The 22,731-nt window shown below is 68.9% G+C and carries 22 protein-coding genes; 15 read left to right on the forward strand and 7 right to left on the reverse strand.

The window, feature by feature from the left end:
- The first annotated feature begins 43 nt into the window (after positions 1-43).
- A complete protein-coding gene (locus AC1RAA_RS01345; RefSeq protein WP_492726082.1) occupies positions 44-1,009 on the forward strand; it encodes a Bug family tripartite tricarboxylate transporter substrate binding protein in 966 nt (321 codons plus the stop codon).
- A gap of 16 nt (positions 1,010-1,025) precedes the next feature.
- Here AC1RAA_RS01345 and AC1RAA_RS01350 read toward each other — a convergent pair whose 3' ends face one another.
- Positions 1,026-1,172, reverse strand: a complete 147-nt coding sequence (locus tag AC1RAA_RS01350; protein ID WP_167395007.1) for a hypothetical protein — start codon at positions 1,170-1,172, stop codon at positions 1,026-1,028.
- Between the two features lie 204 nt (positions 1,173-1,376).
- Here AC1RAA_RS01350 and AC1RAA_RS01355 point away from each other — a divergent pair, with 204 nt between their 5' ends.
- A complete protein-coding gene (locus AC1RAA_RS01355; RefSeq protein ID WP_492726084.1) occupies positions 1,377-1,838 on the forward strand; it encodes a GNAT family N-acetyltransferase in 462 nt (153 codons plus the stop codon).
- Positions 1,839-1,978: 140 nt separating this feature from the next.
- Here the strand turns inward: AC1RAA_RS01355 and AC1RAA_RS01360 are convergent, their stop codons facing one another.
- Complete coding sequence (locus tag AC1RAA_RS01360) at positions 1,979-2,545, reverse strand: LuxR C-terminal-related transcriptional regulator (protein WP_062476432.1); 567 nt, start codon at positions 2,543-2,545, stop codon at positions 1,979-1,981.
- A 93-nt stretch (positions 2,546-2,638) separates the two neighbouring features.
- Here AC1RAA_RS01360 and AC1RAA_RS01365 point away from each other — a divergent pair, with 93 nt between their 5' ends.
- From AC1RAA_RS01365 to AC1RAA_RS01380, 4 genes are all read left to right on the forward strand, one after another.
- Entirely contained in the window at positions 2,639-3,442 is an 804-nt protein-coding gene (locus AC1RAA_RS01365; protein WP_062476435.1) for a CoA transferase subunit A, read from the forward strand.
- Position 3,443: 1 nt separating this feature from the next.
- The gene (locus AC1RAA_RS01370; protein WP_056573812.1) at positions 3,444-4,082 is read left to right on the forward strand and encodes a 3-oxoacid CoA-transferase subunit B; all 639 of its coding nucleotides are present in this window, start codon (positions 3,444-3,446) and stop codon (positions 4,080-4,082) included.
- A gap of 103 nt (positions 4,083-4,185) precedes the next feature.
- On the forward strand, positions 4,186-5,583 hold the full coding sequence (locus AC1RAA_RS01375; RefSeq protein ID WP_492726086.1) for a CoA transferase: 1,398 nt from the start codon (positions 4,186-4,188) through the stop codon (positions 5,581-5,583).
- A gap of 12 nt (positions 5,584-5,595) precedes the next feature.
- Positions 5,596-6,663 (forward strand): DUF4241 domain-containing protein, encoded by a 1,068-nt coding sequence (locus AC1RAA_RS01380; protein ID WP_492726088.1) that lies wholly within the window; start codon positions 5,596-5,598, stop codon positions 6,661-6,663.
- A 13-nt stretch (positions 6,664-6,676) separates the two neighbouring features.
- Here the strand turns inward: AC1RAA_RS01380 and AC1RAA_RS01385 are convergent, their stop codons facing one another.
- The gene (locus AC1RAA_RS01385) at positions 6,677-7,585 is read right to left on the reverse strand and encodes a LysR family transcriptional regulator (RefSeq protein WP_062476442.1); all 909 of its coding nucleotides are present in this window, start codon (positions 7,583-7,585) and stop codon (positions 6,677-6,679) included.
- A gap of 152 nt (positions 7,586-7,737) precedes the next feature.
- Here AC1RAA_RS01385 and AC1RAA_RS01390 point away from each other — a divergent pair, with 152 nt between their 5' ends.
- Genes AC1RAA_RS01390 through mmsB form a run of 5 tightly spaced genes read left to right on the forward strand, consistent with a single transcriptional unit; the run spans position 7,738 to position 12,890 of the window.
- A complete protein-coding gene (locus AC1RAA_RS01390; protein ID WP_095947476.1) occupies positions 7,738-9,261 on the forward strand; it encodes a CoA-acylating methylmalonate-semialdehyde dehydrogenase in 1,524 nt (507 codons plus the stop codon).
- Positions 9,258-9,656, forward strand: coding sequence for a lysozyme inhibitor LprI family protein (locus AC1RAA_RS01395; protein WP_492726089.1), 399 nt, complete (start codon positions 9,258-9,260; stop codon positions 9,654-9,656). Before AC1RAA_RS01390 ends, AC1RAA_RS01395 begins: the two co-directional genes overlap by 4 nt.
- Positions 9,653-10,807 carry an acyl-CoA dehydrogenase family protein gene (locus AC1RAA_RS01400; protein WP_062476448.1) on the forward strand — a complete coding sequence of 385 codons (1,155 nt, stop codon included), beginning with the start codon at positions 9,653-9,655 and terminating at the stop codon, positions 10,805-10,807. Before AC1RAA_RS01395 ends, AC1RAA_RS01400 begins: the two co-directional genes overlap by 4 nt.
- Before the next feature lie 27 nt (positions 10,808-10,834).
- Positions 10,835-11,953: an enoyl-CoA hydratase/isomerase family protein gene (locus tag AC1RAA_RS01405; RefSeq protein ID WP_492726091.1), complete on the forward strand. Its 1,119-nt coding sequence runs from the start codon at positions 10,835-10,837 to the stop codon at positions 11,951-11,953.
- 40 nt (positions 11,954-11,993) lie between these two features.
- On the forward strand, positions 11,994-12,890 hold the full coding sequence (gene mmsB, locus AC1RAA_RS01410) for a 3-hydroxyisobutyrate dehydrogenase (RefSeq protein ID WP_354347717.1): 897 nt from the start codon (positions 11,994-11,996) through the stop codon (positions 12,888-12,890).
- Here mmsB and AC1RAA_RS01415 read toward each other — a convergent pair.
- Together AC1RAA_RS01415 and AC1RAA_RS01420 are read right to left on the reverse strand one after the other, a co-directional pair.
- Positions 12,875-14,140: an MFS transporter gene (locus AC1RAA_RS01415; RefSeq protein ID WP_492726093.1), complete on the reverse strand. Its 1,266-nt coding sequence runs from the start codon at positions 14,138-14,140 to the stop codon at positions 12,875-12,877. The genes mmsB and AC1RAA_RS01415 overlap by 16 nt on opposite strands.
- Positions 14,141-14,235: 95 nt before the next feature.
- Positions 14,236-15,162 carry a LysR family transcriptional regulator gene (locus AC1RAA_RS01420; RefSeq protein ID WP_139706387.1) on the reverse strand — a complete coding sequence of 309 codons (927 nt, stop codon included), beginning with the start codon at positions 15,160-15,162 and terminating at the stop codon, positions 14,236-14,238.
- A 100-nt stretch (positions 15,163-15,262) separates the two neighbouring features.
- Between AC1RAA_RS01420 and metE the strand changes: the two genes are divergently transcribed.
- The 3 genes from metE (at position 15,263) to AC1RAA_RS01435 (ending at position 19,033) form a co-directional block, all read left to right on the forward strand.
- A complete protein-coding gene (gene metE, locus AC1RAA_RS01425; RefSeq protein ID WP_492726095.1) occupies positions 15,263-17,599 on the forward strand; it encodes a 5-methyltetrahydropteroyltriglutamate--homocysteine S-methyltransferase in 2,337 nt (778 codons plus the stop codon).
- Positions 17,600-17,636: 37 nt separating this feature from the next.
- On the forward strand, positions 17,637-18,491 hold the full coding sequence (locus AC1RAA_RS01430) for a hypothetical protein (protein WP_492726097.1): 855 nt from the start codon (positions 17,637-17,639) through the stop codon (positions 18,489-18,491).
- 197 nt (positions 18,492-18,688) lie between these two features.
- A complete protein-coding gene (locus AC1RAA_RS01435) occupies positions 18,689-19,033 on the forward strand; it encodes an alpha/beta hydrolase (protein WP_492726099.1) in 345 nt (114 codons plus the stop codon).
- A 98-nt stretch (positions 19,034-19,131) separates the two neighbouring features.
- Here AC1RAA_RS01435 and AC1RAA_RS01440 read toward each other — a convergent pair whose 3' ends face one another.
- A complete protein-coding gene (locus AC1RAA_RS01440; RefSeq protein ID WP_492726101.1) occupies positions 19,132-19,716 on the reverse strand; it encodes a DNA-3-methyladenine glycosylase I in 585 nt (194 codons plus the stop codon).
- A gap of 48 nt (positions 19,717-19,764) precedes the next feature.
- On the opposite strand from AC1RAA_RS01440, the gene AC1RAA_RS01445 reads away from it, so the two are divergent.
- Entirely contained in the window at positions 19,765-21,504 is a 1,740-nt protein-coding gene (locus AC1RAA_RS01445; RefSeq protein ID WP_492726103.1) for a dipeptidase, read from the forward strand.
- A gap of 24 nt (positions 21,505-21,528) precedes the next feature.
- Here AC1RAA_RS01445 and AC1RAA_RS01450 read toward each other — a convergent pair whose 3' ends face one another.
- Positions 21,529-22,605 carry a M48 family metalloprotease gene (locus AC1RAA_RS01450; protein ID WP_492726105.1) on the reverse strand — a complete coding sequence of 359 codons (1,077 nt, stop codon included), beginning with the start codon at positions 22,603-22,605 and terminating at the stop codon, positions 21,529-21,531.
- Positions 22,606-22,731: the final 126 nt, after the last annotated feature.

Consider the following 22,731-nt stretch of genomic DNA (forward strand, 5'->3'; position numbering starts at 1 on the left):
CACAGCCTGAAGACAGTCCACAAAAACCACCGGAGACAAACCCATGAAACCCGCTCACCGCCTGCTCGCGGTCGGCCTCGCGCTGGCCGCTGCCGCCTCGCACGCCGACACCTGGCCTTCCAAACCCCTGACCTTCGTGGTGCCCACGGCACCCGCGGGCTCCACCGACATCATGGCGCGGCTGGTCGCCGACCCGCTGCAGCGCGCGCTGGGCCAGCCGGTCGTGGTCGACAACAAACCCGGCGCCAGCGGCAACATCGGCACCGAGTTCGTGGCCCGCGCCGCGCCCGACGGCTACACGCTGCTGCTGCAGTACTCGGGCTACCACGTCGGCAACCCGTCGCTCTACCCGAACCTGCGCTGGAGCCCGACCAAAGACTTCGTGCCGGTGGCGATGGTGATGCGCGCGCCGCACGTGGTCGCGGTGAGCGGCAAGCTGCCCGTGACCTCGATGAAGGAACTCATCGAGTACGGCAGGAAGAAGGAGGGCGGCCTGTTCTACGCCTCGTCGGGCAACGGCTCGATCCAGCACATCGCGGGCGAGCTGCTGTCGCGCCAGACGAAGCAGCCGGCCACGCACGTGCCCTACAAGGGCTCGGGGCCGGCCATCAACGACCTGGTGGCGGGCAATGTCGACATCTTCATCACCACGCCGCCCTCGGTCATCGGCCACTTCGCGGGCGGGCGCATCAAGGCGCTGGCGTACACGGGCAGCAAGCGGCACGCGTCGATGCCGAACGTGCCGACCTCGGCCGAGGCCGGGTTGCCGGGCTACGAGGTCGAGTCGTGGTTCGCGGTGTTCGCGCCGGCGAAGACGCCGCCCGAGGTGGTGAACAAGCTCAGCGCCGAGATCAAAAAGATCGTCGAGAGCGAGGCCTTCCGCAAGAAGGTGGACGAGCAGGGCGCCTTCGCGACCTACATGGACCCCGCGACGCTGGGCAAGTTTGTCGACCAGGAACTCGCGGCCTGGTCGAAGGTGATCAAGGGCGCCGACATCAAGCCGGAGTGAAGGCCCCCCGCCAGGTTCAGGGCTTGACGCCCAGCACCGACAGGATCACCGCCGCAAGGCCGAGCGCCACGGGCACCTGGTGCCCGGCCAGCGCGCGGGCCTGGGCCACGGACAGCCTGGTTTGCTGAAGGAGGTTCTTTTCCGAATGAAGGGGTGTGGACATGGTGTCTGCTCCTGTGTGGGGCGAACGGTGTGTTCGCGTGGGTTCCACGATAGGCCTCTCAACCGGCGATGGCGCATGGCTTTTGTCGACACGGCGTTTCCGTTTTCGCAACGATCCGGGGGCTTTGGCAGGGAACTTCTGCCCAGAACTCAGAATGAGGTCATGCAACGGAAAGTACGAAACACTCACATGAAGGGCTTGACGATGCGCAGGGCCACCCCGGCGGATGCGGTGCCTTGGCCGCTCCTGTTCGACGCGGACGGCCCGCGCCCCGAGATCGAAAAGTACCTGCTGCGCGGCGAGCAATGGCTGGCCGAACAGGCCGGCGAAGTCGTCGGCCAGATGGTACTCATGGCCACGCGCGTCGACACCTGGGAGATCATGAACATCGCCGTGGCCGAAGCCCACAAGGGCCAGGGCATCGGCACCGCGATGCTGAAGAAGGCGAAAGCGCTTGCCAAGCAGCGCGGTGCGCACCGGCTCGAAGTCGGCACAGGCAACAGCAGCCTGCGTGAGCTGGCCTTCTACCAACGCTTCGGCTTTCGGATCGTCGGGGTCGACGTCGACTACTTCGTGCGCCGCTGGGGCAAGGCGACGAAGCAGAACGGCATCCCGCTGCGCGACCTGGTCCGCATGGAGATGGTGCTGTCGCGCGACGCAGGCTGATCGCCTCGCACGACGACAGCGCCGAGCGGGCGCAGGACACTGGGTGCTTCCCGCAGCGAAATCAAGGAGGAGGGGCGAAGCCCCGGGGGACATTCGCGGAGGGAAGTACCCGGTGGCCTGTGCACGCGCCCTGAAAAAGATCACCCCGCGATCAGCTTCTGCACCAGCTCCGCAGTCGTCGCCGCCGCGTACTTGCGCATCAACCGCGCCCGATGCAATTCAACGGTGCGATGGCTGATGCCCAGCGCCTTCCCGATCTCCTTCGACGTCAGCCCGCGCATGACTTGCGCCGCCACCTCCCGCTCACGCGGCGTGAGCTCGGCCTTCACCGCGCGGCGCGAGCCCAGGTCTTCGAAGGTCCAGATGCCGGCCTCGTGTGGCGCCGCGCGGTTCATCGCGTGGCCCGTGACATGGCACCAGAAGGTCTCGCCGGCCAGCGCACCGTGCAGGCCGCCCAGGCGCTTCATCATGCGGTTGTCTGCATAGTGGCCGCTGGCGTTCAAAAAGGGCTCCATGCGCTTGCCGATGCGCTCGAACTCCGCCACGCTGGGGTACAGGATGCTGAACGAATGCCCGACCAGCGCGGAGGGCTCCGCGCCGAAAATTTCGCACACGCGCTGGTTGCAGGCGACGATGGTGCGGTTGCTCGAGACCACCATGCCGACGGGTGCATGTTCAAAAGCCAGCCGGTAATCGATCTCGGGCATCGGGTGTCACCATTACGAAATACTACGTATACGAGTAGGTAGTATCGTTGAAGCCTTTCCCACCCACTCTCCACCACCCATCAAGGAGCCCGAGTGAACAAGATTTATCCCTCCGCAGACGCGGCACTCAAGGGGGTCGTGGCCGACGGGCAGACGCTCGCGGTCGGCGGCTTCGGCCTGTGCGGCATTCCCGAAGCGCTGATCGACGCGCTGAAGGATTCCGGCGTGCAGAACCTCACCGTCATCTCGAACAACGCGGGCGTCGACGGTTTCGGCCTCGGCAAGCTGCTCGAGACGCGCCAGATCAAGAAGATGATCGCGTCGTATGTGGGCGAGAACAAGGAGTTCGAGCGCCAGTACCTGGCCGGTGAACTGGCCCTCGAATTCACGCCTCAAGGCACGCTGGCCGAGAAGCTGCGCGCCGGCGGCGCGGGCATTCCGGCCTTCTTCACGAAGACCGGCGTGGGCACGCAAGTGGCCGAAGGCAAGGAGCTGCGCGAGTTCGGCGGCGAGACCTACGTCATGGAGCATTCGCTGGTGCCCGACGTGGCGCTGGTCAAGGCCGACGTGGCCGACAAGGCCGGCAACCTGCGCTTTCGCCTCACGGCACGCAACTTCAACCCTGCCGCCGCCATGGCCGGCAAGGTCTGCATCGTCGAGGTCGAGAAGATCGTCGAAGTGGGCGAGCTGGCCCCCGACGACATCCACCTGCCGGGCATCTACGTGCACCGGCTGGTGCTCAACGCCACGCCCGAGAAGCGCATCGAGAAGCGCACCGTGAGCGCCTCGGTCGATGCCGCCGCCGCCAAGGTTGAGGCCCAGACCGCCATCGCCCAGGCCGCCGCCGCCGGCAGCGAATCGGCCGTGAAGGCCGTCAACAAGAAAGAAGGAGCCTGAGATGCCCTGGACCCAAGACCAGATGGCGGCCCGTGCCGCCCAAGAACTCGAAGACGGCTTCTACGTCAACCTCGGCATCGGCATCCCGACCCTGGTGGCCAACCACACCGGCACCAAGGAAGTCTGGCTGCAAAGCGAAAACGGCATGCTCGGCATCGGTCCGTTCCCGACCGAAGACAACGTCGACGCCGACCTCATCAACGCCGGCAAGCAGACCGTCACCACGCTGCCCGGCAGCGCCATCTTCGGCAGCCATGACAGCTTCGCGATGATCCGCGGCGGCAAGATCAACCTGTCGATCCTGGGCGCCATGCAGGTCAGCGCCAAGGGCGACCTCGCCAACTGGATGATCCCCGGCAAGATGGTCAAGGGCATGGGCGGCGCCATGGACCTCGTGGCCGGCGTGAAGCGCGTGATCGTGCTGATGGAACACGTCGCCAAGAAGAAGGACGGCACCGAAGACCTGAAGATCCTCGAGCAATGCTCGCTGCCGCTGACCGGCGTGGGCGTGGTCGACCGCATCATCACCGACCTGGCCGTGATGGACGTCGTGCCTGAAGGCCTCAAGGTGATCGAACTCGCGCCGGGCGTGAGCTTCGACGCGCTGCAGGCCAAGACCGGTGCCAAGCTGATCCAGTAAGCCATCGACACAAGGTCGCGAACGCAACGACACACAACACAGGCAGGGCCGCGCAAGCGGACCCTGCCTTTTTCATTTCCTCTTTCCCCTGAAGGGTTGACGCATGGCAACGAGTGAAGAAGTCCTGGCGGGTCTCTGGCAACTGGCGGGGCTGCCCGCCGAGGCGCTCGCCTTCGCGCGGCTCACGGGCGCCGACCCGGTGCTGCCGTCGTCCTTCGCGGTCGGCCTCGCGGCGCAGGCCAGCATCGCCGCCGCCGCGCTCGCGGCCTGCGAGCTGGGACACCGGCGCGGCGTGGCGCGGCAAGAGGTGGCGGTCGACACGCTGCACGCCGCGCTCGACTGCACGGGCTGGTTCAGCCTCGACGGCCGCGTGCCCGACCTGTGGGACACCTTCTCGGGCGTGTACCGCTGCGCCGACGGCTGGGTGCGCATCCACGCCAACTTCAAGCACCACCGCGAAGGTGCGCTGCGCCTGATGAAACTGGACCCGGCCAGCGCCACGCGCGCCGATGCCGAGGCCGCGATGGCCGGCTGGCGCGCGATCGATTTCGAATCGGCCGCCGCCGCGCAAGGCCTGGTGGCGACCGCACTGCGCCGCTTCGACGAATGGGACGCGACGCCGCAGGGGCAGGCGGTCGCGGCGCAGCCGCTCTTCACCATCGAGCGCATCGGCGATGCACCGCCGCGCGCGCTGCCGCCGCTGCGCGATGACCAGCGCCCGCTCGAAGGCCTGCGCGTGCTCGACCTCACACGCATCCTCGCGGGCCCGGTCGGCGGCCGGGCGCTGGCGGCTTATGGCGCCGACGTGATGCTGGTCAATTCGCCGAACCTGCCGAACATCGAATCCATCGCCGACACCAGCCGCGGCAAGCTCTCGACGCACGTGGACCTGTGCACGGATGAAGGTCGCGCTGTGCTGCACGGCCTCGTGGCCGACGCGCATGTCTTCGTGCAGGGCTACCGTCCCGGCGGCGTCGCGGCGCTGGGCTTCGGCCCCGAGGCGCTGGCGCGCGAGCGGCCGGGCATCGTCTGCGTGTCGCTCACGGCCTATGGCACGCAGGGGCCGTGGGCCGATCGGCGCGGCTTCGATTCGCTGGTGCAGACCGCCATGGGCTTCAACCATGCGGAAGGTGAAGCGGCGGGCGACGGCAAGCCGCGCCCGATGCCGATGCAGATCCTCGACGAAGCCAGCGGTTACCTGATCGCCCTGGGCGCCGCCGCGGCGCTGTGGCGGCAGCAGCAGGAGGGCGGCAGCTGGCATGTGCAGGTGTCGCTGGCGCAGACGGGGCAGTGGCTGCGCGGGCTGGGACGCGTGGACGGCGGGCTGTCGATCGCGCGGGCCGGTGTCGAGCCGTATGTCGAGACCTCGGCCTCGGGCTTCGGCGAACTGACGGCGGTGCGCCACAGCGCGCAGCTGTCGCGCACGCCGGCCGCCTGGCCGCGGCCTTCGATGCCACCGGGCAGCCATCCGCCGGTGTGGCCCGCCGCTGCCAGGGGATGAGAAACTGGGCGCATGGCTTACCTAGACATCGACAACCTCCAGAGCATTTTTCTTGACGACGAGGCGCTGCGCGCACGGCATCTGCAGCGCCAGCCTTGCGGGGCCCTGCACCTCACGAGTGGCCGCATCGTGGCCTGCGACCCGCTAGTGCAGCCCGAGCGCGAGCCCTTCGTTCGCAGCGTGAGCGGGCGCGGTGCATTCCCCGTCGAGGTGCTGCAAGGCGGCGGCCGCCATGCGCTGGCCGTGCTGTGGCTGCGTGAGCGCGGCAGCCTGCAGGCGAGCGATCTGCAGTGGGAAGCGGCGCTGCTCGAAGGGCAATCGCAGGATGAACTCGGCAGCGACGAGTTCTACGGCTACCCGGTCGATGCCGGCGTCGGTTGCTTCATGGACGCCGACGGCGCCAAGGCCATGGCCGAGCGCGAGGCGCGCGAGTCCGCCACCAACCCCGAGTACGTGAGCTACTACGACGACGTGCTCGGCGCAGACCTCGCTTCGGCCGACATCGCCGACCACTACCCGCTGGGCGCGGGCAGCGCGAACAACGTGCTGATCTTCAGCGCCGGCTGGGGCGACGGCAGCTACCCGAGCTTCTGGGCGCTCGACGCCGCAGGCGAGCCCGTGGCGCTCGTGACCGACTTCATGGTCATGCAGGGCGGCGACGCGCGCGACGAGGACGACAAGCGCAGCGACGCCTACCTGGCCAGCCTCTCGCCCGAGAAACTGGCGGCGCTCGAAGCCTTGGGCGCCGCGGCGGTCCAGGGCGATGCGGCGGCAATCCAGCCCCTGCTCGACGGCGGGCTCGCGCAGCCCAACGAGATCATTCCCTCGCTCGGCGAGACCGCGATCATGAGCGCCATCCGCATGAACCAGCTGGACGCGCTGCGCGTGCTGCTGGCGGCGCTGCCAGGCCAACTGCCGATGCCGCCGCAGTTCTATCGCATGGACGAGGAAGAGAGCTACCTCGACTACGCGCGCCGGCTGAAGAAGCCGCGCGTGGAGGGGCTGATCGAGCTGCTCGAAAAGGCCGCGGCGCCGGCGCCGGCGGCCAAGCCTGGGTTCCTGAAGCGCCTGTTTTCCTGAGCGCGCGAGCCGGTCACCTGGCGTTCGCCGCGCTGTCGGGCAACAGCACCTGCTGTTGGGCCGTGGCCGTCGCGCGCAGAAATTCCCACACCGTCTGCATGCGCGCCAGGTGCTTCGTTTCCGCCGGCATCGACATCCAGAAGGTCCGCGTGAAGTTCGCCGCGTCCGGCAGCACCGGCTTGAGCGCGCGGTCGTCCTGCGCGATGAACGCCGGCAGCACCGCAATCCCCGCGCCCGCCGCCACCGCCCGGTGCTGCGCCAGCACGCTGGTGCTGCGCAGCGCAAAGCTGTCGGGGCGGTGCAGTTCGTCCAGGTACTGCAGCTCCTTGCTGAACAGCAGGTCGTCCACGTAGCTGATGAAGGTGTGGCCGCGCAGGTCTTCGCGCGTCTTGATGGGCTTGTGCGCGGCCAGGTACTGCTTGGATGCGTACAGGCGCAGCGTGTAGTCGGTGAGCTTGGTGACCACCACCGGCCCGCGCGCCGGCCGCTCGAGCGAGATGACGATGTCGGCCTCGCGCCGAGACAGGTGCACCAGCCGCGGCATCGCGAGCAGGTCGATGGTGAGCTTCGGGTGCTGCACCGCGAACAGCGCCAGCTGCGGCGCCAGCACCACGGTGCCGAAGCCCTCGGTGGCACCGATGCGCACCAGCCCGGACAGGCCTTCCTGCGATGCCGGCGCGGTGCTCTCCACGGCCTGGAAGGCGCTCTCCATCGCCTCGACCTGCGGCTGTAGCCGACGGCCCGCCTCGGTGAGCCGGTGGCCGCCGGCCTCGCGCGAAAAGAGGGGCGCGCCCACCTCCTTTTCGAGCGCCTGGATGCGCCGCGCGACGGTGGTGTGGTCGACCTCCAGCCGGCGCGCCGCGCTCATCAGCGTGCCCGAGCGGGCGAGTTCGAGAAAGTAGCGCAGGTTGTCCCAGTCCATGTGCGTGCGGCCTCGTGTGGGGTGGCGTGCGGTGCTTTGCATTTTTGCAAAGCGATGACGCATATTTGTCTATTGTCATGGCAAATCTGCAAAGCTAGGATGCAGGCTGCACCGGTTCGAACCGGTCCCGTATTCACAGGAGACAAACCCCCATGGACGCCACCACCACCCCCTCGACGCAGGTCGCCACCGTCAAGCTGCTCATCGGCGGCAAGTTCGTCGAATCGAAGACCACCGAATGGCGCGACGTCGTCAACCCGGCCACGCAACAGGTGCTGGCCCGCGTGCCCTTCGCCACCCAGGCTGAACTCGACGCCGCCGTGGCCTCCGCCAAGGAAGCCTTCAAGACCTGGCGCAAGACCCCCCTCGGCGCGCGCGCCCGCATCTTCCTGAAGCTGCAGCAGCTCATCCGCGAGAACATGGGCGAGCTGGCCGCGATCCTCACGGCCGAGCAGGGTAAGACGTTGCCGGACGCCGAAGGCGACGTGTTCCGCGGCCTCGAAGTGGTCGAGCACGCCTCGAACATCGGCAACCTGCAACTGGGCGAGCTGGCCAACAACGTGGCCAACGGCGTCGACACCTACACGCTGCTGCAGCCGCTGGGCGTGTGCGCCGGCATCACGCCGTTCAACTTCCCCGCCATGATCCCGCTGTGGATGTTCCCGATGGCCATCGTCACCGGCAACACCTTCGTGCTCAAGCCCTCCGAACAAGACCCGATGGTCACGATGCGCCTGTGCGAACTGGCGCTCGAAGCCGGCGTGCCGCCCGGCGTGCTGAACGTGGTGCACGGCGGTGAAGCGGTCGTCAACGGCATCTGCGACCACAAGGACATCAAGGCGATCAGCTTCGTCGGCTCGACCAAGGTCGGCACGCACGTCTACAACCGCGCCACGCTGGCCGGCAAGCGCGCGCAATGCATGATGGGCGCGAAGAACCACGCCATCGTGATGCCCGACGCGAACAAGGAGCAGACGCTCAACGCACTGGCCGGCGCGAGCTTCGGCGCGGCGGGCCAGCGCTGCATGGCCGTGTCGGTCGCGGTGCTGGTGGGCGAGGCGCGCAACTGGGTGCCCGAGCTCATCGAGAAGGCCAAGACGCTGAAGATCGGCGCGGGCACTGAAAAGGGCGTGGACGTGGGCCCGCTGGTCTCGTGCGCCGCCTACGACCGCGTGAACAGCCTGATCGAGCGCGGCGAAGCCGACGGCGCCAAGCTGGTGCTCGACGGCCGCAAGCCCACCGTGCCTGGCTACGAGAAGGGCAACTTCGTCGGCCCGACGATCTTCACCGGCGTGAAGCCCGGCATGACGATCTACGAACAGGAAGTGTTCGGCCCCGTGCTGTGCATCGCCGACGCCGAGACCATCGACGAGGCCATCGACCTGATCAACAGCAACCCGAACGGCAACGGCACGGCGATCTTCACGCAGTCGGGCGCCGCGGCGCGCCGCTTCCAGGAAGACATCGACGTGGGCCAGGTCGGCATCAACGTGCCGATCCCGGTGCCGGTCCCGATGTTCTCGTTCACCGGTTCGCGCGCTTCGAAGCTCGGCGACCTGGGCCCGTACGGCAAGCAGGTCATCATGTTCTACACGCAGACCAAGACCGTGACGGCACGCTGGTTCGACGACAGCACCGTCTCGCACGGCGTCAACACGACGATCAGCCTCAAGTGAGGCAGGGGCTTCGCGTCGCAGCCTGGGCCGCCACGGCGGCGCTTGCCCTGCTGGCCGGCGGGGCGCAGGCGGCCGGCTCCGACGAGCCGGTCGACTGCAATCCCAACGGCAATCAGCAGCAGATGAACGACTGCGCGCTGCGCGATTTCCGCGCGGCCGACGCCGAGCTCAACATCCGCTACGGCGAGGTGATGAAGACGCTCTCGCCGCAGATGCGCGTCGCGCTGCGCACCGAACAGCGGACCTGGCTCAAGGGCCGCGACCCCGGGTGCAAGCGGGCCGCGAAGGCGAACGAAGGCGGCTCGATCTGGCCGCTGGTGTTCAACGCGTGCCTGGAAAAATCGACCCGCAAACGCACCGCCGAACTGGACCTCTGGAAGGGTCGTCAACCATGAATTTCGAACTGTCCGAAGAACAGAACGCCTTTGCACAGACCGCGCGCGATTTCGCGCAGGCCGAGTTCGCACCGCACGCCGCGCAGTGGGACGCCGAGGCGGTCTTTCCGCGCGAGGCCATCGCCAAGGCCGGCGAGCTGGGCTTTTGCGGCCTGTACGCGCCCGAGCGCATCGGCGGCCTTGGGCTGCCGCGGCTCGATTCGGCGCTGGTGTTCGAGGAAATGGCCGCGGTCGACCCGTCGACCACCGCCTTCATCACGATCCACAACATGGCGACGTGGATGCTCGGCACCTGGGCCACCGACGCCGTGGCGCAGCAGTGGGGCGAAGACCTCACGAGCGGGCGCAAGCTGGCGTCGTACTGCCTGACCGAACCGGGCGCGGGCTCCGACGCGGGGTCGCTGAAGACGCGCGCCGAGCTGCAGGGCGCCGAGTACGTCATCAACGGCGGAAAGGCCTTCATCTCCGGCGCCGGCTCGACCGACGTGCTGGTGCTCATGGCGCGCACGGGCGGCGCGGGCGCCAGCGGCATCTCGGCCTTCGCGGTGCCGGCCGATGCGCCCGGCGTGAGCTATGGCAAGAAGGAGCACAAGATGGGCTGGAACAGCCAGCCCACACGCACCATCAACTTCGACAACGTGCGCGTGCCGGCGCAGAACCTGCTGGGCAAGGAAGGCGAGGGCTTTCGCATCGCCATGAAGGGCCTGGACGGCGGGCGCATCAACATCGCGACCTGCTCGGTGGGCGCGGCGCAGGGCGCGCTCGACGCGGCGCGCCGCTACCTGCACGAGCGCCAGCAGTTCGGCAAGCCGATCGCGAGCTTCCAGGCGCTGCAGTTCAAGCTGGCCGACATGGCGACCGAGCTGGTCGCCGCGCGGCAGATGGTGCGGCTGGCCGCCAGCAAGCTCGACGCGGGCCATGCGGACGCGAGCACCTATTGCGCCATGGCCAAGCGCTTCGCGACCGATGCGGGCTTCAACGTCTGCAACGACGCGCTGCAACTGCACGGCGGCTACGGCTACCTGAGCGAGTTCCCGCTCGAGCGCCTGGTGCGCGACACGCGCGTGCACCAGATCCTCGAAGGCACCAACGAAATCATGCGCGTCATCGTTGCGCGAAAATTGCTGGAAGGCGACAGCGACATCCGCTGACCCCGCCGCACCCAGGACCTGAAAACAATGACCGACAACGTAGTTCTCTTCAACGAAATCAAGACAGCCGGCGGCCAGCGTTTTGCCGTGGCCACGCTCAATGCGCCGGCTTCGCTCAACGCGCTGTCCGTGGACATGGTGCGCCTGCTCACGCCCAAGCTGCGCGAGTGGGCAGCCGACGCCGGCATCGTCGGTGTGCTGCTCGACGCGGCGGGCGAAAAAGCCTTCTGCGCCGGCGGCGACCTGCGCCAGCTGTATCAGACGCTGCTCGACTGCGGCCCCGCGCGCAACACCTACGCCGAAGACTTCTTCCGCGAGGAGTACGAGCTCGACCACCTGATCCACACCTTCCCCAAGCCCTTCCTGTGCTGGGGCCACGGCATCGTGATGGGCGGCGGCGTGGGCCTGCTGGCGGGCGCCTCGCACCGCGTGATGACGCTGCAAAGCCGCATCGCCATGCCCGAGATCAACATCGGCCTGTACCCCGACGTGGGCGGCAGCTGGTTCCTGCGCCGCACGCCGGGCCGCACGGGCCTGTTCCTGGCGCTCACGGCCGCCAACATCAACGCGCACGACACCATCTTCTGCGGCCTGGCCGACGTGCTGGTGCCGCACGAGCGCAAGGGCGCGGTGATCGAGGCCATCGCGTCCACGCAGTGGGCCGGCGGCGACGCCAAGGCCGACCGCGCCACGCTGTCGCGCATCCTGGCCCAGGCGGGCGAGGGCGCCGAGATGCCCGCGTCGAAGGTGCGCGAGCACTACGACACCATCAACGCGCTGATGGCCGGCGACGACCTGCTCGACATCGCCAAGCGCCTGCGCGAGGTGCAAAGCGACGACGCCTGGCTGCAGACTGCTTCGAAGACCTTCGCCAAGGGCGCGCCGAGCTCCATCGCGCTGAGCTTCGAGCTCTGGCAGCGCGTGCCGCGCATGTCGCTGGCCGAGGTGTTCCGCCTCGAGTACTGGGCCTCGCTGGGCTTCTGCGCGAACAAGGATTTCGCCGAAGGCATCCGCGCCGTGCTGGTCGACAAGGATCGCAACCCGCGCTGGAACCCCGCCACGCTCGAAGAGATCACGCCGGCCTTCGTCGAAGACCACCTGCGTCCGCGCGGCGAGATGCCGGCGGAACTGGCCTCGCTGACCTGACCGGCCCCATTCCCTGCACAGAACAACGGAGACAAGACACATGAAGATCGCATTCATCGGCCTGGGCAACATGGGCGGCCCGATGGCCCTGAACCTGCACAAGGCAGGCCACACGCTCAGCGCCTTCGACCTCTCGGCCGAAGCCTGCAAGAAGTTCGCTGCCGAAGGCCTGCCGATCGCGAAGTCGGCCGCCGAGACCGTGGCCGGCGCCGAGGTGGTGATCAGCATGCTGCCCGCCAGCGCGCACGTCGAGGGCCTGTTCCTCGGCGGCGCCGGCAAGCCCGGCCTGCTCGACAGCATCCAGGCCGGCACGCTCGTGATCGACAGCAGCACCATCGCTGCCGCCACCTCGCGCAAGGTGGCCGAGGCCGCCGCCGCCAAGGGCGTCGCGATGATCGATGCGCCCGTGTCGGGCGGCACCGGCGGCGCCATTGCCGGCACGCTGACCTTCATGGTCGGCGGCGAGACCAAAGACCTAGAGCGCGCGCGCCCGGTGCTCGAGAAGATGGGCGCCAACATCTTCCACGCCGGCGCGGCCGGTGCGGGCCAGACCGCCAAGATCTGCAACAACATGCTGCTCGGCATCTTGATGATCGGCACCTCGGAAGCGCTCGCGCTGGGCGTGGCCAACGGGCTCGACCCGAAGGTGCTGTCCGAAATCATGCGCCGCAGCTCGGGCGGCAACTGGGCGCTCGAGAAGTACAACCCCGTGCCCGGCGTGATGGAAGCCGCGCCGGCCTCGAAGAACTACGCCGGCGGCTTCGGCACTGACCTGATGCTCAAGGACCTGGGCCTGGCGCAGGAAAACGCCACCGCCGTGCGCGCGGCCACGCCGCTGGGCGGCCTGGCGCGCAGCCTGTATGCGGCGCACAGCCTCGCCGGCCACGGCGCGCTCGATTTCTCGAGCGTGCTGAAGCTGGTTCAGAAAGCCGGCTGAACGGCGCGCCGGCCGCGCCGCGCCATCGCGAGCAGCAGGCCGGCCGCCACGAGGTTGGCGCCGATCGCCACGAGGATCGGCAGCAGGTAGCTGCGCGTGAGGTCGAAGGCGAAGCCCGCGGCGCTCGGCCCGATCAGCGTGCCGATGGCCACGCTGGTGTACAGGATGCCGATGATCGCGCCGATGTGGCGCCCGCCGAACCAGTCCATCACCAGCGCGGGCAGCAGCGCGACGAAGCCGCCGTAGAAAACGCCGTAGGCGAAGGCGAACAGGGCCAGCCCCCAGAACCCGCCCGACACGGCCCACACCACCAGCGACAACGCCATGCCCGCCGACATCAGCGGCAGCGCATGGTCCCGGCCCATGCGGTCGGCCAGCCCGCCCAGGAAGAAGCGGCCCGCCGTGCTGCCCACGCCGATCGCGCCGAGCAACAGCACCGCCGACGACGCGGCCACGCCGTGGTCGAGCGCGTAGGGCAGCAGGTGCACGAAGGGCACGAACAAACCGAACGAGCTGATGAGGCAGGCCGCGTACAGCCCCGCGAAACGGCCTGAGCCCACGGCCTCGCGCACCGAGGCGCCGGGCGGCAGCGCGGTGGAAGCCTGCGCTTGCGGCGGATCGCCATCGGGGCCGAGGCCGCGTGCGCGCGGGTCGTTCTCGACCAGCAGCGCCATGCCCACGCCCACCACGGCCGCGAGCACGCCGAGCGCCAGGTAGGCGTCGCGCCAGCCCAGCATGTCGATGAACCACGAGGCCAGCGGCGGCATGGCCAGCGTGCCCACGCCGATGCCGCTCACGGCGAGCCCCGAGGCGAAGCCGCGCTGGCGCACGAACCAGCGCTGCACCGCGCCCAGCACCGGCACGTACGAAGCACCCACGCCGAGGCCGACGCCGAGCCCGTAGGCCCAGAAAATCTGCGTCAGGCTGCGCGCCTGTCCCGCAAGCACCAGCCCGAGGCCGACCAGCACCATGCCCGCGACGGCGTGCCGCCGCGCGCCCCAGCGGTCGGCCAGCGGGCCGCTGAACACGCCGAGCCCGAAGTACAGGAAGCCCGCGAGCGAGAACACCAGCGACACCTCGCCGCGCGAGGCGCCGAAGTCGCGCTGCAGCGCATCGAGGAAGGCGCTGAAGGTGTAGGCGCAGCCGAAGCCCACGAACATGACGGCGAAGGCGCCGGCGACCACGAGCCAGCCGTGGAAGAAGCGGGGGCGTGGAATGGCAGGGGTGTCGAGTGTCTTCGGAGAGGTCATGGGGCGATCCGTGATGGTGGTCGATCTTCAGGCCGTGCACCACCCTGCACTGGCCGGATTCGGACGTGATCCTCCCGCCGTCGGGCTTACAGGGCTCACAGCAATTCGATCCCCGGCAGGCTCTTGAAGCAGCTCTCGCGCGTGACGCGCACGAAGTCGTCCAGCCAGGGTCGCGCCGACGTCGCCTGCGTGCAGGCCATGTACAGCCGCCCCGTCAGGCCCCGGGCGCCCACGCGGCGCGCCGTGACGTAGCCGCGGTCGAGGTAATTCTGCACCGCCCACAGCGGCAGCGTGGCCACGCCGCGTCCGCTGGCCACCAGCTGCAGCATCGCCACCGTGAGCTCGGTCGTGCGCCGGTGCGCGGGCTCGACGCCGGCGGGTGCCAGCACCTGGCGCACGATGTCGAGCATCTCGTCGGGCACGGGGTAGGTGATGAGCGTCTGGTCGGCGAAGTGCCGGGCCGTGAGGTGCGCCTTGGCCGTCAGCGCATGGTCGTTGGCGAGCAGCGCGACGATCTCGAAGCGGAACAGCGCGTGGTAGTCGACCGTTTCGTCGGGGTCCTGCTCGGAGACGATCGCCACCTCGGCGCGGTTCTGCATCACCAGCGCGATCGGGTCGGGGTGGAAGCCCGAGACGATGTCCAGTTCGATCTCGGGCCAGCGCTGGCGAAAGGCGTCCATGGCGGGCATCAGCCAGTCGAAACAGGTGTGGCACTCGACCACGATGCGCAGTTGCCCGCTGCGCCCCAGCGCGAGCCGCGCCACGTCGCGCTCGGCCTCTTCGACGAGCGGCAGCGCGGTGTCGGCCAGCTGCAGCAGCCGCAGCCCCGTGGTGCTGAACTGCGGCGGCACCGACTTGCGCTCGAAGAGCTGGGCGCCGTAGCGCTCTTCGAGCAGCTTGATCTGGTGCGACAGCGCCGACTGCGTGAGGTTGAGCAGCTGCGCCGCGCGCACCAGGCTGCCGGTGTCGCGCAACGCGGCCAACGTGCGCAGGTGGCGGATCTCGAGGATGGACTGCATCATGAAAATGATTCAAGCGAACGGGCAAAAGGTTTCGTTTGAATCATATGCGCCAAACGCCGACGATCACCGGTTTCCAAGACCAGCGACCGGATTACCTGCAATGACCACCCGTACCCACATCCTCGGCTTTCCGCGCATGGGCGCCCACCGGGAACTCAAGTTCGCCCTCGAGAAGCACTGGCGCGGCGAAACCGGCCACGCCGCGCTCGAAGCCGTCGGCGAGGCGCTGCGCGCGCGCCACTGGCAGGCGCAGCGCGACGCGGGGCTGGACTTCGTGACCGTGGGCGACTTCGCCTTCTACGACCACGTGGCCAACCACATCCAGCTGCTGGGCTGCGAGCCGGCGCGCTTCGGCTTCAGCGGCGACGAGCCCGAGCTGTCGCGCTACTTCAAGATGGCGCGCGGCGTGGAAGACGAAGCGGGCCACGTGCACGACGACAGCTGCACCCACGGCGCCGAAGGCACCTTCGCGCTCGAGATGACCAAGTGGTTCGACACCAACTACCACTACCTCGTGCCCGAGTTCGATGCGGCCACGCAGTTCAGGCTGGCGTCGACGCGCCTGTTCGACGAGGTGGCGCAGGCGCAGCAGGCCGGCCACGCGGTCAAGGCCGTGCTGCTCGGGCCGCTGAGCTTCCTGTACCTGGGCAAGGAAAAGGCGGCCGGCTTCGACCGCTTCTCGCTGCTCGAATCGCTGCTGCCTGTGTACGAGCAGGTGCTCGGGCGGCTCAAGCAGCAGGGCGTGGAGTGGGTGCAGATCGACGAGCCGATCCTCGGCCTCGATCTGCCCGAAGCCTGGCGCAATGCCTTCGAGCGCGTGTACTGGCAGATCGCGCGCAACGCGCCGAAACTGCTGCTGGCGAGCTACTTCTCGCCGCTGTCCGAGAACCTGCGCCTGGCCTGCCAGCTGCCCGTGGCCGGGCTGCACGTCGATGCCGTGCGCGCGCCGCAGGAGCTGACCGGCGTGGCCGACTGGCTGCCGGCGCACAGGGTGCTGTCGCTCGGCGTGGTCGACGGCCGCAACATCTGGCGCACCGACGTCGACGTGGCGCTGGGCAAGCTCAGGCCCGTGGCCGAGAAGCACCAGGGCGAGCTGTGGATCGCGCCGTCGTGCTCGCTGCTGCATGTGCCGTTCAGCCTCGCGGCCGAGACGAAGCTCGACACCGAACTGAAATCGTGGCTCGCCTTCGCCATCGAGAAGCTCGACGAGCTGCGCGTGCTGCGTGCCGCCGTCGAAGGCCACGAAGCCTCGGTGGCCGCCGAACTCACGGCCGCCCGCGCCGCCGTGGCCGCGCGCCGCGCCAGCCCGCGCGTGCACCGCGCCGACGTGGCGCTGCGCCTGGCACGCAGCGTGGCCGGCGACGACCGCCGCGTGTCCGCTTTCCCGCAGCGCCAGCAGCTGCAGCGCACGCGCTTCGCGCTGCCCGCGCTGCCGACCACCACCATCGGCTCGTTCCCGCAGACCGCCGACATCCGCGCGGCCCGCGCCGCCTTCAAGCGTGGCGAGCTCGATGCCCCCGGCTACCGCGAGAAGATGCGCGCCGAGATCGCACTCGCCGTGCGCAAGCAGGAAGAACTCGGCATCGACGTGCTGGTGCATGGCGAGGCCGAACGCAACGACATGGTCGAGTACTTCGGCGAGCAGCTCGACGGCTTCGCCTTCACGGCCAACGGCTGGGTGCAGTCGTACGGCTCGCGCTGCGTGAAGCCGCCGGTGATCTTCGGCGACGTGGCGCGCCCGGCACCGATGACGGTCGAGTGGACCGCCTATGCGCAGAGCCTCACCAAGTTGCCGATGAAGGGCATGCTGACCGGCCCCGTGACCATCCTGCAGTGGTCCTTCGTGCGCGACGACCAGCCGCGCGCCACCACCTGCGAGCAGATCGCCTGGGCGATCCGCGACGAGGTGAACGACCTCGAGGGCGCCGGCATCGGCATCATCCAGATCGACGAACCCGCCATCCGCGAAGGCCTGCCGCTGCGCCGCGCGGGCTGGCCGGCGTACCTGAAGGCGGCCACGCGCGCCTTCCGCATCAGCGCCTCGGGCGTGCGCGACCAGACGCAGATCCACACGCATATGTGCTATTCGGAGTTCAACGACATCCTGCCGGAGATCGCCGCGATGGACGCCGACGTGATCACCATCGAGACCAGCCGCTCGGACATGGAGCTGCTGCGCGGCTTCGGCGGCGAGGGCGGCTTTCGCTACCCGAACGAGATCGGCCCCGGCGTGTACGACATCCATTCGCCGCGCGTGCCCTCGGTCGACGAGATCGTGCGCCTCATGCGCAAGGCCGCGCAGGTGGTGCCGGGCGAGAACCTCTGGATCAACCCCGACTGCGGCCTCAAGACCCGCGGCTGGCCCGAGACCGAGGCGGCGCTGTCGAACATGGTGGCGGCCGCGAAGCTGCTGCGCGGGGAGCTGGCGCAGGCCTGATGAAGGGCGCGGGATCGCGGCGTGCCAATAATGCGGCATGTCCTTGCTCCCCCGCCTGTCGTCGCCCCGTTGCCTCTTGTTGCTGTCGTTGCTCCTCGCCCCCTTGACGGGGTGGACGCAGGACCGCGCGCAGGCCTTGCTCCAGTTCGAGGGCGTGCAGGCGCGCTACCAGAACGCCTACGGCCCCGGCGCCGTGTCGCGCGGCGCGCGCGAGCTGCTGGAGCCGCCCGACCTGGCCATCGCCGACAAGGCCCTGCAGTCGCTCGACGTGGCGGCCGGCCGCGCCTTCGACGTGAACGCCTCGGTGGCCGCGATCCGTCAGGACGTGGCGGCGGCCGGGCAGGGCGCCGCCGCGCCGGCGCCCCCCGTGCTGGAGGCCGTGGCGCGCCTGGCGAAGCTGCGCGCCGACTACGCTGCGATGGACGAGCCCGCCAAGGTGACTTTTTTCCATCAGCAGCACGCGCGGCCGGCCGACCCCGCGCGCGTCGAACTGCTGTCGCGCATGACGGTGGCCGAGGCGCGCGAGATCGATTTCTCGAGCCAGCTGCTCATGAGCGCGGTGGTCAAGCAGCTGGCGCGCGGCAATGCCGGGCAGTTCAGTTCGCTGCCCGACCGCACGCTCGACACCGCGCTCGATTCGCTGTGGTCGCGCGGCGTCACCTCGCCGCGACCGCGCAACCTGATGACCGTGGCGCGCGAGTTCGAAAAGCTGGTCACGCAGGCGCTGCTGCTGGCGCTGCCCGACGCCGACGTGGCCGCCTTGCTCGCCTGGCGCAACGAACCGCAGGCCGCCGCCGAGCGCGAGGCGCTGCTCGGCAGCTACCGCGCCGAGGTCAAGGGCAGCGGCGCGGTCGCGATCCGCACGCTGGTGCGCAGCTGGGGGCGGCCCTGAGACTTGACGAAAGCGCGCCAAAGTTTGCAAACTCGGGGGCATTTGTACGAAAAAGTTTCACGCGAACCCCGCATGTCGGAAAGTTCCCCGTGATTGTTTCAATTCCGTGAACACTGCGATTCAGATTGACTGGGGTTTACCCTAGGAATTTGGCGCACACTTCAGGGCATCCAAAGCCCAATCAAGAAGGAATTGAAATGAAGACCTCGAACATCCTCGCCGCCGCCGCTTTCTCCCTGCTCGCCGCCGCTGGCGCCGCCCACGCAGAGACCTACGAAGGCGTTCACGCCGTGACCTCCGGCTACAGCCGTGCCGATGTGGCACCGCAAGCCGTGGCCGCCGCCCGTGCCGGCAACGAATACAGCGACGCCGTGTCGGCCAGCGTGGCCCCCGTGCTGGCCTCGTCGGTGGACCGCGCCTCGGTCCGTGCCGAAGCCGTGGCAGCTGCCCACGCTCCCGGCCAGAACCTGCGCCGCGAATCCTTCGCCGGCAGCGTGATCCCCTCGCAGGCACGCAGCTTCACGCGCCAGGCTGGCCTGTGATCGACGGCGGCGCAAGCCGTCTCGGTTAAAGAGACCACCACCCGAAAAGACCGGACCGTGCAACAGCACCGTCCGGTTTTTTCACGTCTGTGCTGTGCTCAGGCGCGCCGATGGCTGCGGTGGCAATGGCAGTCGGGCGCGTGGTCGTCGACGATGCCCGTGGCCTGCATCCAGGCATAGACGATCACCGGGCCGACGAACTTGAAGCCGCGCTGCTTCAGCGCCTTCGACATCGTTTCGGACAGCGGCGTCTGCGTGGGCACCGTGCCCGTGGTGTTGACGACCGGCTGGCCGCCTGCGAGGCCCCAGACGAGATCAGAGAAATCTTCGCCCGCCGCCTGCATCGCGAGGTAGGCCTTCGCGTTGCCGATGGCGGCCTCGATCTTGGCGCGCGAGCGCACGATGCCCGCGTTTTGCATGAGGCGCTCGACGTCGGCCGGCGTGAAGCGCGCCACCGTCTCGGGCACGAAGCCCTCGAAGGCCGCGCGAAAGGCGTCGCGCTTGCGCAGGATGGTGAGCCACGACAGGCCGGCCTGGAAGCCGTCGAGCATCAGCTTTTCCCACAGCGCGCGGCTGTCGCGTTCGGGCACGCCCCATTCGGCGTCGTGGTAGCTGGCCAGCAGCGGATCGGTGCGGGCCCAGGCGCATCGCGGGGGCGAAGATTGGCTGTCGTCGTGAGGCATGGCTCGGCTATCGTCGGGGAATGTTTTCGGAATGAGGGGGTGACCCTGATGCAGCAGTCTCGTTTTTCATTGTCGGCGCTTTCGCTGGCTCTCATGGCGCTCGCCGTCGCTGTCCCGGCCGGTGCCGAGACCCTGAAGAAGCCCGCGCTCGACCAGCTCGCCACCGCCTGGAAGGGCGGCCGCACGGCGCCCGACTTCAAGGCCTTCCTGGCCCAGGCCGCGCAGGCCCAGCCCGCGCTGCAGCCCAGTGTGGCGGCCTACACCGGCGGCAAGGCGCTGGCGGGCGACGACCTTGTCAACATCGCGCGCCTGCTCGGCCTGTACAACCGGCTGCAGAACCAGCAGGCCGTGATCGCCAGCATCGGCACCATGGTGGCCTTGCCCACCGTGCGCAACGTGCAGGTGCCGCCGCACGAGAGCCCGCCGATGGTCGCGTTCGGCCAGCTGGTCGAGAAGATGGCGAAAGATTTTGGGCTGGGCTACCGCAACGTCGACGGCCGCATCTTCGAAGTGAGCCTCAAGGGCCGTGGCAGCGAGGAGTTCGGCATCCTCACGCACGCCGACGTGGTGCCGGCCGTGCTGTCCGAATGGGTGCTCGACGACGGCACGCGCCTGGATCCCTTCGCGATGACGCGCGTGGGCGACTTCCTCTACGGGCGCGGCACCATCGACGACAAGGGCTCCATCGCCGCCGTGCTCTACGCCATGAAGGCCGTGAAGGACAGCGGCCTGCCGGTGGAGCGCGGCGTGCGCCTGATGATCGAGACCACCGAGGAAACCGGCGGCGACGCGATGCAGTACTACCGCGACAAGACGCCGCTGCCGGCCTACAACATCGTGCTCGACAGCAAGTACCCCGCGGTCGTGGCCGAGAAGGGCTCGGGCGCGCTCAAGGTGTTCTTCCCCGCGGAAGTGGCCGACCCCGCCGCGACCGCCATCACCGCGATGAGCGGCGCCGCTTCGGCCAATGCCATTCCGCAGACCGCGACCGCCACGCTCAAGGGCGGCGACCTCGCGGCCGTGGCCGCGAAGTTCGAGGCCGCCAAGGCCGCCTTCGTGCGCAAGTACGAAAGCCAGGGCGGCAAGTTCGCGATCGACATCGCACGCGGCGCCGAGGCCGTCGAGCTGAAGGTCACGGGCACTTCGGCCCATGGCTCGCGGCCCGAAGAGGGCGTGAACCCCGTGCCGCGCCTGGCGCTGTTCCTGAAGGAGTCCGGCGTGCCGCTGGCCGCCAACCCCTACCTGCGCGCCGTGCAGTACATCGACGCGCTCTACGGCACCGGCTACCTCGGCGAGAAGATGGGGCTGGGCTACCAGGACGACTTCATGGGCCCGCTCACGATGTCGCCCACGCTGGTGCGCATGGGCGCCGACGGCCGCCTCGAGGTGACGGCCAACGTGCGCATGCCGCGCGGCCGCACGCCCGACGAACTGAAGACGCAGGTGGCGGCCAAGGTCAACGGCTGGGCCACGGCCAGCCAGGTGAAGCTCGAGCTGGCCTACGACCAGGGCAACTGGATGGCGCGCGACCCGAAGGGCGCGTGGCTCTCGACCCTGCTCAACATCTTCGGCGACACCACCGGCCTCGAAGCCAAGCCCGTGCCCACCGCCGGCAGCACCACGGCCAAGCTGATGCCCAACGCCATCAACTTCGGCCCCGCGATGCCCGGCAAGAAGTACACGGCGCACAACGCCAAGGAATACAAGGAAGTGCCCGACCTCGACGCCGACATGCAGATGTTCACCGAGATGCTGGTGCGCATCGGCAACCTGCAGCAGATGCAGTAGCGGCTCACGCTGCGGCGCGGCGCGTCAGGACTTCGATGTCGCCAGGGGCACCAGCGGTGCCCCGTTCTTCGTCTTGGCCTGGATTTCCGCGATGGTGCGCCGCATCGCGACGAAGCGCTTGGCGGAGCTCGGCGGGGCGCTCATGAACCCCTTCTTCTTCGCGCCGGCCGTGTGCACCCCGAGCTCGCGCCAGATCCGTTCGGCGCCGTCGATGTCGTAGCCCGCCGCGGCCACCATGTAGAGGCCGAGGTAGTCGGCCTCGGCGTCGAACTGCTGCGAGAAGGGCGACGACAGCGCCTCTTGCGCCAGCCCGGTGCCGCCCAGCGCGCCATCCACGATGCCGGCCGCGATGCCCACCGCGCGCGTCTTTCCGCCATGCGACAGCACGCCGTTGGCCAGCTCGTGCCCCAGCACGATCGCGAGGTCGCGGTTGTCGGGAAAGAAGCGCATCAGCGCCGAGTTGACGACGATCTCGTGCCCATCGTTCTCCGCATGGACCTCGTTCTTCATGCGCGTGACGGCGGTGTAGTTGCACGCCGCGGTGTACGGCAGGCGCAGCGCCGTCGACTGGCCCTCGCGCTGCACCACGGCTTCCAGCCAGCCTTCGCGTTTGGCGGGCTTGGCGCGCGCGGCGTTGATCAGCACGTCGTTGAGCCGGTCGATCCCTTTCTCGCCCGCGGGCAGCGGCTTGCCGCCGACGGACAGCAGCACGTCCCCGGCGCGCAGCGGCGTGGCCGGCGCCTGCTTCCTGTCGAGCGTCCACAGCACGGTCAGCCGGTCGTCCAGGTGCAGGGTCTGCTTCGCCGCCGCGCGTTCTTTCTTCTCGAAGCTCCACAGGCTGGCGATGTGCGCGCCCAGGCTGGCCCGCACGTCGCCGCCGCAGAACGGCGCGCCGTGCTCCAGGAGCGGGATCGCCACGTCGTCGAGCCGGCGCTGCAGCGTCATGCGGTGGTTCAGCGACAGCGAGTGCTGCAGGGCCTGTTCCTGCACGACGTCGGGGTCGTCGCTGGCGGGCCGGATGGAGGCGGCGCAGGCCGTGAGGACAAAGGTGGCCGCGATCGACGCGCAGGCCGGCAAGAAGGACGGGCGAGGGTTGTTCATTCGCTCATGAGGTGCTCGGCATCGGTCGCATCCAGGCCCGGATGCGATGCCGGATGCCATCAGGGGAAGGGGGGATGTCCCGGCGGCGATGGCGGCCGGGATTCCCAGGCAAGGCGAGGTGTCCCG

It is taken from the genome of Variovorax sp. GW823-FHT04F07, from assembly GCF_058795995.1.